This is a genomic window from Sphingomonas sp. IBVSS2, assembly GCF_002127225.1.
GTDB lineage: Bacteria > Pseudomonadota > Alphaproteobacteria > Sphingomonadales > Sphingomonadaceae > Sphingomonas.
Map to the genome: position 1 here is coordinate 292,862 of NZ_NFUR01000004.1, position 14,257 is coordinate 307,118.

The window sequence follows — 14,257 nt, forward strand, 5'->3', positions numbered from 1 at the left end:
GATGGCGGTTCAGAGCTTCAAGGGACTGGGGTGGCTCCTCTGCGCCGTTGTGGTGGCGCCGGCGTGCTACATGGTCAATTCGCACGGCGCGGCCGAGCAGGCCAAGCTCAACGCGATGAAGGGCGCGATCCTGCAGGCGCAGAAGGACATTCGCGGGCTGGAGACCGAATTCCAGACGCGCGCCAACCTGGCCCAGATCGAGCGCTGGAACGGCGACGTGCTGGCGCTCGCCGCGCCGGCGCCCGGCCAGTATCTGGCGAGCGAGACGGCGCTGGCCAGCCTCGACCAGCCCGCGCAGATCCAGAATGCTTCGCTGATCGTTCCGGCCGGCGCGCCTGGGGCTCACTCCGTCGCAGCAGTGGCGACGGCGGCGGCAACGCCGGTGCAGGCGGCCCCGGCACCGCAGCCGGGCCCGGCTTCGGCGCCGTCGGGCAAGAGCGTGGCGCAGCAGGACAGGGAACTTCACGACCTCATGAAGAAGGCGGACAGGCGCGCGGTGGCAATGGTGGACAAGGGCGTGCTCAGCACCTCGACCATCGACGACCTGAAGAAGCTGGCGCAGCGCGAGAAGCTGGCGCTCCGTTGATCGTCGTCGTCGCCCCGCCGGCTCGCAAGGGCCGTACGGGCGATGCCCGTCAGGCGCTTGTCGCCACGGCCCAGGTGCGACTGATGATCCTGTCGATCCTGTTCGGATTCGGCATGCTGGTGGTGATCGGCAAGCTGGCGCTGCTCGCGCTCTGGGCGGAGCCCGCCACCGCGCGCGACATCGCCACCACCCTGGTGCCCCCGCGCGGCGACATCACCGACCGGCGCGGCGCGCCGCTCGCGCGCTCGATCGATTCCTGGACGATCGCCATTCATCCCAACCAGGTGATCGGCGACAAGGCCGAGCTGGCGCACCGCCTGGCCGAGCTGATCCCGGAGCAAAGCGCCGAGCGCTATTTCGCGCTGCTCAAGTCGGGGGGCAGCTTCGCCTATCTGAAGCGCCGGGCCATGCCGGAGCTGGTGGGTGCGGTGAATGCGCTCGGCCAGCCGGCGATCGAGTTCCAGCGCGAGAACGACCGGCTCTATCCGCAATCGACGCTGGCCGCGCACGTGCTCGGCTATATCGATAGCACCGGCCATGGTCGCTACGGCATGGAGCGCGTGCTCGATGCGCAGCTGAGCGATCCGGCGCGCCGGGGCGAGCCCGTAGCGCTGTCGCTCGACCTGCGGGTGCAAGCCGCGCTGGAGAACGAGCTGGGCACGGCGATGACGCAGCTCCAGGCGCGGGGCGCCGCCGGCGTGATCCTGGACGTGCATACCGGCGAGGTGATCGCGATGACTTCGCTCCCCGCCTTCAATCCCAACGCGATCGCCGGCCCGCCGCCGCGCAACAATGTGACGCAGAGCGTCTATGAGCTGGGATCGACCTTCAAGCCGATCGCCGTCGCCGCCGCGATCGACACCGGCACGATCACGTCGATGTCGCGCCGGTTCGACGCGACCGTGCCGCTGCAGGTGGGCCGCTTCAAGATCCACGACGATCCGGGCGACGAGCAGTTCCGCTGGCTCAACATCCCGGAGACGCTGATCTATTCCTCCAACATCGCCACCGCGCGCATCGCCGACGAGCTGGGCGCGGAGAAGATGCAGGAGATCTTCCGCCGCTTCGGCTTCGACCGGAAGCCGGAGATCGAGCTCGATGCCAGCGCCAAGCCGCTCTGGCCGTCGAGCTGGGGGCGGATCACGGTGATGACGACGGCCTATGGGCACGGCATCGCAGTGACGCCGCTGCACCTCGCCACGGCCTATGCCACGATGGTCAATGGCGGAATCCTGCGCCCCGCGACGTTGCGCAAGGTCGATCCCGCGCATCCGCCCGAGGGCAAGCGCGTGCTCCAGCAGGCGACGAGCGACCGGATGCGCCAGTTGCTCCGCCTGATCGTGCTCAAGGGCACCGGCCGCAAGGGCGAGGCACCCGGCTTCCGCATCGCCGGCAAGACCGGCACCGCCGAGGCTGCGAGCGAAGGTGGTTACGACAAGCATCGCAACGTTTCGACCTTCGCGGCGGCTTTCCCCATCGACGCACCGCGCTATGTGATGATCGCCATGCTCGATTCGCCCAAAGCCAACCCCTCGATCGGCGTCTATCGCACGACCGCTGCGTGGACGGTGGCGCCCGTGGTCGCCCGGGTGGTGAGCCGTACCGGCTCGCTGCTCGGCGTGATGCCCGACGCCAATCGCGACATCGACGAGCGCGAGCTGCTGCCGCTGATCTGGGCGGGGCCAGGCGCCGACAAGAAGGATCCCGAATGAAACTGGGCACGCTGACGGAAGGCGGGGGGGACGCCGTCGTCACCGGATTTGCCATCGATCATCGCAAGGTGGCGCCCGGCACCATATTCGGCGCGTTCGAAGGCGCGCGCTTCAACGGCGAGGATTTCATTCCCGATGCCGTGAAGGCCGGCGCCGTCGCCATCGTCGCGCGGCCCGGCGCGAGGGTGGAGGGGGCGGTCCACATCGCCGACGCGAACCCGCGCGAGAAATTCGCCCGGCTGGCCGCGCGCTTCTTCGCGCCTTTCCCGGCGACCGCGGTGGCGGTGACGGGAACCAACGGCAAGACTTCCACTGTGGAGATGACGCGCCAACTGTGGCGGATGCGGGGCTTCCACGCCGCCTCGATCGGCACGCTCGGCGTCACCACCGCCGACGACACGGTGAGCACCGGGCTGACCACGCCGGATATCGTCACCTTCCTCTCCAATGTCGCCGGGCTGGCGCGCGAAGGCGTGAGCCATGTCGCGTTCGAGGCATCGTCGCACGGCCTGTCGCAATATCGCACCGAAGGCCTGCCGGTGCGCGCGGCGGCGTTCACCAATCTCAGCCGCGACCATCTCGACTATCATGGCGACATGGCCGCCTATTTCCACGCCAAGCTGCGCCTGTTCGCCGATGTGCTGGATCCGGACGGGGTGGCGGTGGTGTGGGCGGACGATCCGCACAGCCCGCGAGTCGAGGAACTGGCGCGGATGCGCGGCAATCGGCTGGTCACCGTGGGCGAACATGGCGAAACGCTCAAGCTGGTCGCCCGCGATCCGACGCTGCTCGGCCAGGGGCTGACGATCGAGGCCGGGGGCGAGACCTATCGGGTGAACCTGCCGCTGATCGGCGCCTATCAGGCCGCCAATGCGCTGGTCGCGGCGGGGCTGGTGATCGCGACCGGCGGTGACGTCGTTCAGACGCTGGGCGACCTCAGCCGGCTGCAGCCGGTGCGGGGGCGCCTGGAGCGTGCGGCGATCACCAGGCAGGGTGCGCCGGTCTATGTCGACTATGCGCATACGCCCGACGCGCTCGAAGCGGCGATCGCGGCGCTCAAGCCGCACACCGGGGGGCGGCTGATCATCGTGTTCGGCGCGGGCGGCGACCGCGACACCGGCAAGCGCGCGCCGATGGGGCAGGCGGCGGCCGCCGGCGCGGACCTGGTGATCGTGACCGACGACAATCCGCGTTCCGAGGACCCGGCGGCGATCCGTGCCCAGGTGCTCGAGGGGGCACCCCAGGCGATCGAGATCGGCGGCCGGCGCGAGGCGATCAGGGCGGCGATCGACATGGCCGGCAGCGAGGACATCGTGCTCATCGCCGGCAAGGGCCATGAGCAGGGCCAGATCGTCGGCGACATGGTGCTGCCCTTCGACGACGTCGCCGTGGCGCGGGAGTGCGCTGCGTGAGGCTGTGGACCGCAGACGAGATCGCCGCGGCGACCGGCGGCACGGCCTCGGTCGCGTTCGAGGCCTCGGGCGTGACCTTCGATTCCCGCGAAGTCGGGCAGGGCGACCTGTTCCTGGCGCTGAAGGGCGAGGCGACCGACGGGCATCGCTATCTCGACCAGGCCTTTGCGCAGGGCGCGGCGGGGGCGCTGGTTTCGGAACCCACGCCGCACCCGCATGTCCGCGTGGCGGATACCATTCGGGCGCTCGACGCGCTGGGCGTCGCGGCGCGCGGGCGGATGCAGGGCCAGGTGATCGGAGTCACCGGCTCGGCCGGCAAGACCGGCACCAAGGAAGCGCTGTTCGCGGCGCTCGACCGCAATGCGCCCGGCGCGGCCCACCGCTCGGTCAAGAGCTACAACAACCATACCGGCGTGCCGCTCAGCCTGGCGCGCATGCCGCGCACGGCACGCTATGGCGTGTTCGAGATGGGCATGAACCATGCCGGCGAGCTGGCCGCGCTGACGCGGCTGGTGCGCCCCCATGTCGCCATCGTCACCACCATCGCCCCTGCGCATCTGGGCTTCTTCGCGAGCGAAGAGGCGATCGCCGACGCCAAGGGCGAGATCTTCCAGGGGCTGGAGCCCGGCGGCACCGCGATCGTGCCGTTCGACAATCCGCATCGCGACCGGCTGATCGCAGCCGCGAGGCCCCATGCGGGGAAGATCGTCACCTTCGGCTTGGGGGAGGGCGCCGACTATCGCGCCGTCGAGACGATGCGCACCCGCACCGGCGCCACCTTCGTCACGGCCCGTTTCGGCCAGCGCGAGCTGAGCTTCACCCTGTCCCAGCCGGGCGCGCACTGGGTATCGAACGCGATGGCGATCCTCGCCGCCGTCGACGCCGTGGGCGGCGATCTCGAGCTGGCGGGCCTGGCGCTCGCGGAACTGGGCGGGCTGGCGGGGCGCGGGGCGCGGCGCATGGTGCCGGTGCGCGGCGGCGAGGCGCTGGTGATCGACGAGAGCTACAACGCCAATCCCGCCTCGATGCGCGCCACGCTGGAAGTGCTGGCGCACGAGCAGGGCCGCAAGCTGGCGGTGCTCGGCGAGATGCGCGAGCTCGGCGTGCATTCGGCGGCCTTCCACGCCGAACTCTCGGGCCCGATCGAAGCGGCGGGCGTCGATTATGCCATTCTCGTCGGCGAAGCGATGCTTCCGCTCGCGGAGGCGCTTGAGGGACGCGTCGATTTCGTCCATGTGCCCGACGCGGTGACCGCGCTGGGCAGGCTCGACGACATGCTCCAGGCGGGGGACGCGGTTCTCATAAAAGGGTCGAACGGCGTGCGGCTTGGGTCGGTGGTCGCGGCATTGGCGGAAAGGGCACCTGCCTGATGTTGTACTGGATCGCGGATCTGCTGGGCTTCCCCGGCGTCTTCAACCTCTTCCGCTATCTCTCCTTCCGAACCGGCGGCGCGGTGGCGACGGCGCTGCTGATCGGGCTGGTGATCGGGCCGCGGTTCATCGGCTGGCTGCGCATCCGCCAGGGCAAGGGGCAGCCGATCCGCGACGACGGACCGCAGAGCCACCTCGCCAAGCGCGGCACGCCCACGATGGGCGGGCTGATGATCCTGACCAGCCTGATGCTCTCGCTGCTGCTGTGGATGGACCTGCGCAACCCCTATGTCTGGGCATGCATGTTCGTCACCTTCGGCTTCGGGATGATCGGCTTCCTCGACGATTACGACAAGGTGCGGAAACAGAAGACCGCCGGCGTATCGGGCAAGGTGCGGCTGCTCGGCGAGTTCCTGATCGCGGGCGTCGCCGCCTGGATCATCTGCTCGCAGAACGGCACCCAGCTCTATGTGCCCTTCTTCAGCTGGATCCATCCGGACATCGGCTGGTTCTACATCGCCTTCGCCGCCTTCGTGATCGTCGCGTTCGGCAATGCGGTGAACCTCACCGACGGGCTCGACGGGCTCGCGACCATGCCGGTGGTGATCGCCAGCATGGCCTTCATGCTGATCGCCTATCTGGCCGGCAACAAGATCTATGCGGTGTATCTGGGCATTCCGCACGTGCCGGGCGCGGGCGACCTGGCGATCTTCTGCGGCGCCATGGTGGGGGCGGGGCTCGCCTTTCTGTGGTTCAATGCGCCGCCGGCGGCGGTGTTCATGGGCGATACCGGCAGCCTCGCGCTCGGCGGCGCGCTCGGGACGATCGCCGTCACCACCCATCATGAGCTGGTGCTCGGCATCATCGGCGGCCTGTTCGTGATGGAGGCGCTCAGCGTCATCATCCAGGTGTTCTTCTTCAAGCGCACGGGCAGGCGCATCTTCAAGATGGCGCCGATCCACCACCATTTCGAGCAGCTCGGCTGGTCGGAGCCGACGGTGGTGATCCGCTTCTGGATCATCGCGTTCGTGCTGGCGCTGGCGGGGCTGGCGACGCTCAAGCTGCGGTGATCACGAGCACGGCCTGGCGCGGCAAACGCTATGCGGTGCTCGGGCTGGCGCGCTCGGGCCTGGCGACGGTGCGCGCCTTGGCGGCTGCGGGCGCCGACGTGGTGGCGTGGGATTCCAACGAGAAAGCGCGTGACGCTCTTTCCCCCTCTCTCCGCTTGCGGGGAGAGGGCCGGGGAGAAGAGGGTGTCGACGGCGCATCGCATGTGCCCCTCTCCCCGCAAGCGGAGAGGGAGATTGTGCTCGCCGACCCTGTCGAGATCGACCTCAGCGGCTTCGCCGGCGTCGCGGTCTCTCCCGGCGTACCCCTCAACACGCATCCCATCGCCGCCAAGGCTGCTGCGGCAGGCGTGCCCATCATCGGCGATATCGAGCTGTTCGCCGAGGGGCGGGCCGAGATGCCCGCGCACCGCGTGGTCGGCATCACCGGCACGAACGGCAAGTCGACCACCACGGCCCTGATCCATCATATCGTCGAGGCCGCCGGCATCCCGGCGCGGCTCGGCGGCAATATCGGACTGCCGATCCTGGGGCAGGACCCGCTGCCCGAAGGCGGTGTCTATGTCCTGGAGCTCTCCAGCTACCAGATCGACCTGACCCACAGCCTCGATTGCGACGTCGCGGTGCTGCTCAACGTCACGCCCGACCATCTCGACCGCTACGCGAATTTCGACGCCTATGCCGCCTCCAAGGCGCGGCTGTTCGCGATGCAGAGGCCCGGCCATGCCGCGGTGATCGGCATCGGCGATGCGCCTTCGGCCGGGATCGCAGCCCAGGTGGCCGCCACGGGCCGTGGCGCGGACCTCACCAGGATCGCCCCCGGCGCCTGCCTCGACCAGTCGCGCTGGCCCGCGCTGCAGGGCCCGCACAACGCCCAGAACGCGCTCGCCGCCATCGCCGCATGCAAGGCGCTCGGCATTCCCCGGGATGCGATCGACCGGGGCCTGGAGAGCTTTCCCGGCCTGCCGCACCGGATGGAGCGCGTTGCGACGAAGCGCGGCGTGCTGTTCGTCAACGACAGCAAGGCGACCAATGCCGACTCCGCCGCCCCGGCGCTCTCCGCCTATCCGAAGGTCCACTGGATCCTGGGCGGCAAGGCCAAGACCAATGACCTCGACGCCTGCCGGCCCGGCTTTCCCCATGTGGTGAAGGCCTATACGATCGGCGAGGCGGGAGAGATGTTCGCCCGGCTGCTCGAAGGCGAGATGCCGGTCGAGCGATCGGGCACGCTCGCGGCCGCGGTGCGGAGCGCGGCGGCACAGGCGCAGCCGGGGGAGACGGTGCTGCTGTCGCCGGCCTGCGCGTCGTTCGACCAGTTCAAGGATTACGAAGCCCGGGGCCAGGCCTTTCGCGACGCGGTGGAGGCACTGGGATGAACGAAACCGTGGAAGTGCCGGAAGCTGGAAGCGAGGTCCGCCGTCGCGTCCAGCAACAGCTCGGCCGTGCGAGCAAGACGCGCGCCGGCATGTGGTTCTGGGAAGTCGATCGCGTGCTGCTCACGCTGGCGCTGCTGCTGATCGCGATCGGGCTGGTGGCGGTCGCCGCCGCCTCGCCGGCCACCGCCCGCCGCTATTCCGATGCCACCCATATCATGGCGCCGATGTATTATTTCTGGCGCCAGCTGATCTGGGTGTGCATCAGCGTGCCCGTATTGATCGCGGTCTCGATGCTGCCGGTCACGGTGGCGCGGCGGCTGGCGCTGATCGGGGCGGGGATATTCCTGGTCTGCCTGGCGCTGGTGCCGGTGATCGGGCACGAAGTGAACGGCGCCAAGCGCTGGATCGGAGTCGGGCTCGCCGAGTTCCAGCCTTCCGAGTTCCTCAAGCCGCTGTTCATCGTCTCCACCGCCTGGATGCTCAGCTTCCGTGCCAAGGATCCGCAATTGCCGGTGCTGTTCGTCACCGGCGCGCTCACCGCGCTGATCGGCGTGCTGCTGATGCTCCAGCCCGATTTCGGCCAGACGATCGTGTTCGGCAGCGTGTGGATCATCCTGCTGATGATCTCGGGCATCTCGCCCGCCGCGATCGCCGGCCTGTTCGGCACGGCGGTGGCGGGCGTGATCGCGGCCTATCTGTTCTACGGCACCGCTCGCACCCGCATCGACAATTTCCTCTTCCCCACCAAGGACGCCGCGCTTGCCGAGCGCTACCAGGTGGAGATGGCGCACGAGACGCTCACCGCGGGCGGCCTGCTCGGGCGCGGGCCGGGCAACGGCATGATGAAGTTCAAGCTTCCCGAGGGGCATACCGACTATATCTTCTCGGTGATCGGCGAGGAGTTCGGGCTGATCGCCTGCGCGGTGATCGCCACCCTCTACCTCGCCATCGTGATCCGCGTGCTGATGAAGCTGCTGGACGAGGAGGACGCCTTCCGCCTGCTCGCCGCCGCCGGCCTGGCCGCGCAATTCGGCGTGCAATCGCTGATCAACATGGCGGTGAACACCGGCATCGCCCCGTCCAAGGGCATGACGCTTCCCTTCATTTCCTATGGCGGATCGTCGATGATCGCGCTGGCGATCGGCTATGGGTTGCTGCTCGCCTTCACGCGGCGAAACCCGTATCTGAAGCGCTCGCCCTATACCGGCCGCTGGAGCACCAACGCATGACTCAGTCCCGAAGCTATGTCCTCGCTGCCGGCGGCACCGGCGGGCACATGGTGCCTGCGGCGGCGCTGGCGGCGGAACTGGCCGAGCGGGGCCACCATGTCGCGCTGGTGAGCGACGATCGCGGCGTGCGCTTCCCGGGGCTGTTCGAGGGAGTCGAGACGCATGTCCTCCCCGCGGGCCGGCTGGGCGGCGGGCCGCTCGGCTATGTCCGTGCCGCGGGCCGGATCATGGCGGGCCGATCGATGGCACTGCGGCTCTACAAGGAGGTCCAGCCCGCCGCGGTGATCGGGTTCGGCGGCTATCCGGCGCTGCCCGCCCTGCTCGCGGCCTTCCGTGCCGGCGTGCCGACGGTGATCCATGAGCAGAACGCCGTGCTCGGCCGGGTCAACCGCTTCGTCGCGGGGCGCGTGGATGCGATCGCCACTTCCTATGACCAGGTCGACCGGCTGAAGCCGGGCTGGCAGGCCAAGGCCCATCTGGTCGGCAATCCGGTGCGCGAGGCGGTGCTGAACCTGCGCAACCGCCCCTATCCGCTGCTCGAGGAGGACGGCATCTTCCGCGTGCTCGTCACCGGCGGCAGCCAGGGCGCGACCGTGCTGAGCCAGGTGGTGCCCGACGGGCTGGCGCTGCTCCCGGTGCATTTCCGGCGGCGCCTGCAGGTGACGCACCAGGCGCGGGTCGAGGATATCGAGACGGTGCGGGCGAAGTATCAGAATCACGGCATCCCGGCCGATGTCTCCACCTACATCACCGACATGGCCGATGTACTGGCCTGGTCGCACATCGTGATCGCGCGCGCGGGCGCCTCGACCATCGCCGAGCTCACCGCCGCCGGCCGCCCGGCGATCCTGGTGCCGCTGCCGACCGCCACCGACGACCACCAGACCGCCAATGCGCGCGAGATCACCGCGGCCGGCGGCGCGCGGACGATCCAGCAGCGCGCCTTCACCGCGGCGGAGCTGGCCAAGCAGATCCAGAAGCTCGGGCTCGACACGGTCGGGCTCGAGAATGCCGCGGCGCGGGCGCGCAGCGTGGGCCGTCCCAACGCCACGCGCGACCTCGCCGATCTCGTAGAATCCATCGATGCGCCCGAAGCTCCGATCAAGGGCCAGCGCATCTCCCTGCAAGGAAGGCCAGCGTTCGCATGAAGGGTGTCGCAACCGACATCGGTATCATCCATTTCGTCGGGATCGGCGGCATCGGCATGTCCGGCATCGCCGAGGTGATGCACAATCTCGGCTACAAGGTGCAGGGTTCGGACGTGGCCGAAGGCTATGTCGTGCAGGGGCTGCGCAGCCGCGGCATTCCCGTCACCATCGGCCATGACGCCGAGAATCTGGGCGACGCGGCCGTGGTGGTGGTCTCCACCGCGATCGTGCGCACCAATCCCGAGGTCGAGGCGGCCTATCAGCGCCGCATCCCCGTGGTGCGCCGGGCCGAGATGCTGGCCGAGCTGATGCGCCTGAAGTCCACCGTCGCGGTGGCGGGTACTCATGGCAAGACGACCACGACCTCGATGGTCGCGGCCCTGCTCGACGCGGGCGGGGTGGATCCGACCGTGATCAATGGCGGCATCATCAACCAATATGGCTCGAACGCGCGCCTCGGCGACAGCGAGTGGATGGTGGTCGAGGCCGACGAGAGCGACGGCAGCTTCCTGCGCCTCGACGGCACCTATGCTATCGTCACCAACATCGATCCCGAGCATCTCGACCATTACGGCTCGTTCGATGCGGTGAAGGACGCGTTCGTCGAGTTCGTCGAGAACGTGCCCTTCTACGGCGCGGCGCTGCTGTGCCTGGATCATCCCGAAGTGCAGGCGATCATCCCGCGCGTGCGCGATCGCCGGATCGTGACCTATGGCTTTGCCGCCAGCGCGGATGTGCGCGGCGTCAACGTGGTGCCGCATCATGGCGGCAACCGCTTCGAGGCGATCATCCGCCACCGCGACGGCACCACCCGCTCGATCGAGGGCATCGAGCTGCCGATGCCGGGCCGCCACAATGTCCAGAACGCGCTCGCCGCGATCGGGGTGGCGCTCGAGCTGGGCATCCCCGACGCGACGATCCAGCAGGGCTTCGCCAAGTTCGGCGGGGTCAAGCGGCGCTTCACCAAGGTCGGCGAGACCGGCGGCGTGACGATCATCGACGATTATGGCCACCACCCGGTCGAGATCCGCGCGGTGCTGGCCGCTGCGCGCGAGAGCGCCGAGGGCAGGGTGATCGCGGTCGTCCAGCCGCACCGCTTCACCCGCCTGAAGAATTTGATGGACGAGTTCGCCCAGGCATTCAACGATGCCGACATGGTCTATGTCACGCCGGTCTATGCGGCGGGCGAACTGCCGCTCGAGGGCGTGAGCGCGGAGGCCCTGGTCGAGAATATCCAGCGCCGCGGGCATCGCGCGGTGGGCGCGATCGAGAGCGAGGACGCGCTGGCGCGCGCGCTTGCCGGGGTGATCCAGCCGAAGGACATGGTCATCTGCCTCGGCGCGGGCGACATCACGAAATGGGCTGCGAACCTCGCGGGCGCGATCGAGGAAGCAAAGGCAGTCGCATGAAGGACTGGCTGACCCTGGGCATCGAGATGCAGCGCGACCTGATCAAAGCGCAGCAGGCGCAGATGGCTGCCGCGCAGAAGATGCTCGATGCCGGGCGCGACGTGATGAAGCTGCAGCAGGCCGGGCAGAAGGCGGCCGAGGCCAATCTGGCGGCGTGGAAGCAATGGTCGAGCATGTGGGGATGGAAGTGAGTGCGGTCTGCACCGCGCTGCCTCCGCTGCGCGGCACCGTCGAGCACCAGGGCAGCCTTGCCGACTTCATCTGGTTCCGCACCGGCGGCCCGGCCGAATGGCTGGTGCGCCCCGACAATGTCGCGAGCCTGGCGGCATTCCTGGCGGCGCTGGATCCGGAAGTGCCGGTGCTGCCGGTGGGTGTCGGCTCGAACCTGATCGTTCGCGACGGCGGCGTGCCGGGCGTGGTGGTGCGATTGCCCAAGGCGATGGCCAAAGTGTCGATCGAGCCAGGCACCGAAAAGGGTTCCTGGCGCGTGCGTGCGGGCGGGGCGGCGATGGGGATCACGGTGGCGAGCGCCGCGCGCGATGCCGGCATTGCCGGGCTGGAGTTCCTGCGGGGCATCCCGGGCACCGTCGGCGGCGCGGTGCGGATGAATGCGGGCGCCTATGGCCGCGATGCCAGCGATATCCTGGTCGAGCTGACTCTCGTGACTCGAAACGGGACGGTCGAGACCTGGCCGGCGGCGAAACTGGGCTATACCTATCGCCATTCGGAGCTGCCCGCAGGGGCAGTGGTGGTCGAGGCGCTGTTCGAGGGCACGCCCGGCGACAAGGCGGAGATCGCTGCCGAGATGGATCGGATCGCGGCGGAACGCGAGGCTTCCCAACCACTTAGGTCGCGGACCGGCGGCTCGACCTTCAAGAATCCGGAAGGTGGCAAGGCCTGGGCGCTGATCGATGCGGCCGGCTGCCGTGGCCTTATGCGCGGCGACGCGCAGGTCAGCGAAAAACACTGCAATTTCCTGCTCAATCTGGGCAATGCTTCCTCGGCTGACATCGAAGCGCTCGGCGAGGAAGTCCGCGCCCGGGTGAAGGCGCAATCCGGAATTGAGCTGGAATGGGAAATCCAGCGGATAGGGGTCGATAAGTGAAGGCGTTGCACGTTGCCGTTCTGATGGGTGGCTGGTCGGCCGAGCGCGAGGTCTCGCTGATGTCCGGCGCGGGCATCGCGGACGCGCTCGAGAGCCTGGGCCACAAGGTGACGCGCATCGACATGGACCGCGACGTCGCGCTGAAGATCGCCGAGGCGAGGCCGGACGTGGTGTTCAACGCGCTGCACGGCACGCCGGGAGAGGACGGCACGGTACAGGGCATGCTCGACCTGATGGGCGTGAAGTATACGCATTCCGGCCTGGTCACCTCGGTGATCGCGATCGACAAGCAGCTGACCAAGCAGGCGCTGGTGCCGCACGGCATCCCCATGCCCGGCGGCCGCATGGTGAAGACCGAGGAATTGCACCAGGCCGATCCGCTGCCGCGCCCCTATGTGCTCAAGCCGGTGAACGAAGGGTCCTCGGTGGGTGTCGCCATCGTCACCAAGGAAGGCAATTACGGCAATCCGATCTCGGCCGATGCGGTGGGCCCCTGGCAGGAGTTCGACGAACTGCTCGCCGAGCCCTTCATCCGCGGCCGTGAACTGACCACCGCGGTGCTGGCCGGCGAGGCACTGGGCGTGACCGAATTGAAGCCCAAGAGCGGCTTCTACGACTATGATGCCAAATATACCGACGGGCTGACCGAGCACGTCTATCCGGCACAGATCCCCGACGAGATCACCGAGGCGTGCAGGCGCATCGCGCTCGAGGCGCACAGGCTGCTGGGCTGCAAGGGCACTTCGCGCTCCGATTTCCGCTGGGACGACAGCCAGGGCGTCGAGGGCCTGTTCCTGCTCGAAGTGAACACCCAGCCCGGCATGACGCCGCTCAGCCTGGTGCCCGAGCAGGCGCGCCATCTCGGCATTTCCTATCCGCAGCTGTGCCAGCGCATCGTCGACGAGGCGATGGGCGGGGGTTGCGCGGGATGAGCCGGCCCCCCGCGAGGCGGGCTGCCACCCGGCGCGGGGGGAAGCCGGCGCAGAAGCGCAAGCAGATCGCGCGCAAGAAGCAGCCCGGGCTGCTGGACCAGGCGCTGGCTGCGCTGCCGCTGAGCCAGGCGACGCTCACGCGCATCGCCACCTGGGGCATCGTCGCCCTGTTCTCGGTCGGGCTGATCACCGTCGCGACCTGGTTCGGCGTGCCGCAGGTGATCGGGGTCGGCGCCGCCCAGGCGGTGGGCGAGGCGGGGCTGCGCGTCGACACGATCCAGATCAACGGCCTCAAGCGGATGAACCGCATGACCGTGTACCAGCAGGTGCTCGACCAGAATGCCCGCGCCATGCCGCTGGTCGACCTGGCCGATGTGCGCACCCGGCTGCTCGCCTATCCCTGGATCAAGGATGCGCGCGTCTCCCGGCGGCTGCCCGACAAGCTGCTGATCGACATCGTCGAGCGCGAGCCCGCGGCGATCTGGCAGAATCACGGCCAGCTGATGCTGATCGATCCCATGGGCGTGCCGCTGGAGCCGGTCTCGCGCGAGGCGATGCCCGATCTGCCGCTGTTGATCGGAGACGGTGCGAACGCGCAGGAGCCGGTGCGGCGCGACCTGATGGACAGCGCGCCCGCGCTGAAGCCGCTGGTCCGCGCGGCGACCTGGGTCGGCAATCGGCGCTGGGACATCATCTTCGACACCGGGGAGAAGCTCCAGCTGCCCGAGGGCGAGAAGGAAGCCCGGGACGCGCTCAAGACCTTTGCCGAGAAGGATGGCGCCTATCGCCTGCTCGGCCGCGGCAATCTGGGATTCGACATGCGCGATCCCGACAATCTCGTGATCCGCCGCCCGGCGGCGATCGGAGCACCGGCGGCGACGGGATTATGATGAACACCGTAGTTGCCTTCC

At 68.8% G+C, this 14,257-nt stretch carries 13 protein-coding genes; all 13 read left to right on the forward strand.

The genetic code is table 11. The features are described from left to right. Position 1: 1 nt before the first annotated feature. From CAP40_RS20895 to CAP40_RS15135, 13 genes are read left to right on the forward strand one after another with little or no spacing between them, the layout of a single operon-like run. On the forward strand, positions 2-586 hold the full coding sequence (locus CAP40_RS20895) for a hypothetical protein (RefSeq protein ID WP_086130355.1): 585 nt from the start codon (positions 2-4) through the stop codon (positions 584-586). Next, positions 583-2,298: a penicillin-binding protein 2 gene (locus tag CAP40_RS15080; protein WP_086130356.1), complete on the forward strand. Its 1,716-nt coding sequence runs from the start codon at positions 583-585 to the stop codon at positions 2,296-2,298. Before CAP40_RS20895 ends, CAP40_RS15080 begins: the two co-directional genes overlap by 4 nt. After that, entirely contained in the window at positions 2,295-3,710 is a 1,416-nt protein-coding gene (locus CAP40_RS15085) for a UDP-N-acetylmuramoyl-L-alanyl-D-glutamate--2,6-diaminopimelate ligase (RefSeq protein WP_086130357.1), read from the forward strand. The genes CAP40_RS15080 and CAP40_RS15085 overlap by 4 nt, the downstream gene beginning before the upstream one ends. After that, the gene (gene murF / locus CAP40_RS15090) at positions 3,707-5,080 is read left to right on the forward strand and encodes a UDP-N-acetylmuramoyl-tripeptide--D-alanyl-D-alanine ligase (RefSeq protein WP_086130452.1); all 1,374 of its coding nucleotides are present in this window, start codon (positions 3,707-3,709) and stop codon (positions 5,078-5,080) included. Before CAP40_RS15085 ends, murF begins: the two co-directional genes overlap by 4 nt. Beyond that, positions 5,080-6,150, forward strand: a complete 1,071-nt coding sequence (gene mraY, locus CAP40_RS15095; protein WP_086130358.1) for a phospho-N-acetylmuramoyl-pentapeptide-transferase — start codon at positions 5,080-5,082, stop codon at positions 6,148-6,150. Before murF ends, mraY begins: the two co-directional genes overlap by 1 nt. Continuing rightward, a complete protein-coding gene (gene murD, locus CAP40_RS15100; RefSeq protein ID WP_086130359.1) occupies positions 6,147-7,523 on the forward strand; it encodes a UDP-N-acetylmuramoyl-L-alanine--D-glutamate ligase in 1,377 nt (458 codons plus the stop codon). The genes mraY and murD overlap by 4 nt, the downstream gene beginning before the upstream one ends. Further along, a complete protein-coding gene (locus CAP40_RS15105; RefSeq protein ID WP_256924242.1) occupies positions 7,520-8,752 on the forward strand; it encodes an FtsW/RodA/SpoVE family cell cycle protein in 1,233 nt (410 codons plus the stop codon). Before murD ends, CAP40_RS15105 begins: the two co-directional genes overlap by 4 nt. Then, entirely contained in the window at positions 8,749-9,900 is a 1,152-nt protein-coding gene (murG, locus tag CAP40_RS15110; protein WP_086130360.1) for an undecaprenyldiphospho-muramoylpentapeptide beta-N-acetylglucosaminyltransferase, read from the forward strand. Before CAP40_RS15105 ends, murG begins: the two co-directional genes overlap by 4 nt. Beyond that, on the forward strand, positions 9,897-11,309 hold the full coding sequence (gene murC, locus CAP40_RS15115; RefSeq protein ID WP_086130361.1) for a UDP-N-acetylmuramate--L-alanine ligase: 1,413 nt from the start codon (positions 9,897-9,899) through the stop codon (positions 11,307-11,309). Before murG ends, murC begins: the two co-directional genes overlap by 4 nt. Beyond that, positions 11,306-11,500, forward strand: a complete 195-nt coding sequence (locus CAP40_RS15120; protein ID WP_086130362.1) for a hypothetical protein — start codon at positions 11,306-11,308, stop codon at positions 11,498-11,500. The genes murC and CAP40_RS15120 overlap by 4 nt, the downstream gene beginning before the upstream one ends. Beyond that, complete coding sequence (murB, locus tag CAP40_RS15125; protein WP_256924243.1) at positions 11,473-12,414, forward strand: UDP-N-acetylmuramate dehydrogenase; 942 nt, start codon at positions 11,473-11,475, stop codon at positions 12,412-12,414. Before CAP40_RS15120 ends, murB begins: the two co-directional genes overlap by 28 nt. After that, positions 12,411-13,346 (forward strand): D-alanine--D-alanine ligase, encoded by a 936-nt coding sequence (locus CAP40_RS15130; protein ID WP_256924244.1) that lies wholly within the window; start codon positions 12,411-12,413, stop codon positions 13,344-13,346. Before murB ends, CAP40_RS15130 begins: the two co-directional genes overlap by 4 nt. Then, positions 13,343-14,236, forward strand: a complete 894-nt coding sequence (locus CAP40_RS15135; protein ID WP_086130364.1) for a cell division protein FtsQ/DivIB — start codon at positions 13,343-13,345, stop codon at positions 14,234-14,236. The genes CAP40_RS15130 and CAP40_RS15135 overlap by 4 nt, the downstream gene beginning before the upstream one ends. The last annotated feature ends 21 nt before the right edge of the window (positions 14,237-14,257 follow it).

What these genes read in the sequence shown, in the direction of transcription:
- CAP40_RS15120 (WP_086130362.1), top strand. Translation starts at nt 11,306, where the DNA reads ATGAAGGACTGGCTGACCCTGGGCATCGAGATGCAGCGCGACCTGATC.
- CAP40_RS15135 (WP_086130364.1), top strand. Translation starts at nt 13,343, where the DNA reads ATGAGCCGGCCCCCCGCGAGGCGGGCTGCCACCCGGCGCGGGGGGAAG.
- CAP40_RS20895 (WP_086130355.1), top strand. Translation starts at nt 2, where the DNA reads ATGGCGGTTCAGAGCTTCAAGGGACTGGGGTGGCTCCTCTGCGCCGTT.
- mraY (WP_086130358.1), top strand. Translation starts at nt 5,080, where the DNA reads ATGTTGTACTGGATCGCGGATCTGCTGGGCTTCCCCGGCGTCTTCAAC.
- murG (WP_086130360.1), top strand. Translation starts at nt 8,749, where the DNA reads ATGACTCAGTCCCGAAGCTATGTCCTCGCTGCCGGCGGCACCGGCGGG.
- CAP40_RS15085 (WP_086130357.1), top strand. Translation starts at nt 2,295, where the DNA reads ATGAAACTGGGCACGCTGACGGAAGGCGGGGGGGACGCCGTCGTCACC.
- murC (WP_086130361.1), top strand. Translation starts at nt 9,897, where the DNA reads ATGAAGGGTGTCGCAACCGACATCGGTATCATCCATTTCGTCGGGATC.
- murB (WP_256924243.1), top strand. Translation starts at nt 11,473, where the DNA reads ATGGTCGAGCATGTGGGGATGGAAGTGAGTGCGGTCTGCACCGCGCTG.
- CAP40_RS15105 (WP_256924242.1), top strand. Translation starts at nt 7,520, where the DNA reads ATGAACGAAACCGTGGAAGTGCCGGAAGCTGGAAGCGAGGTCCGCCGT.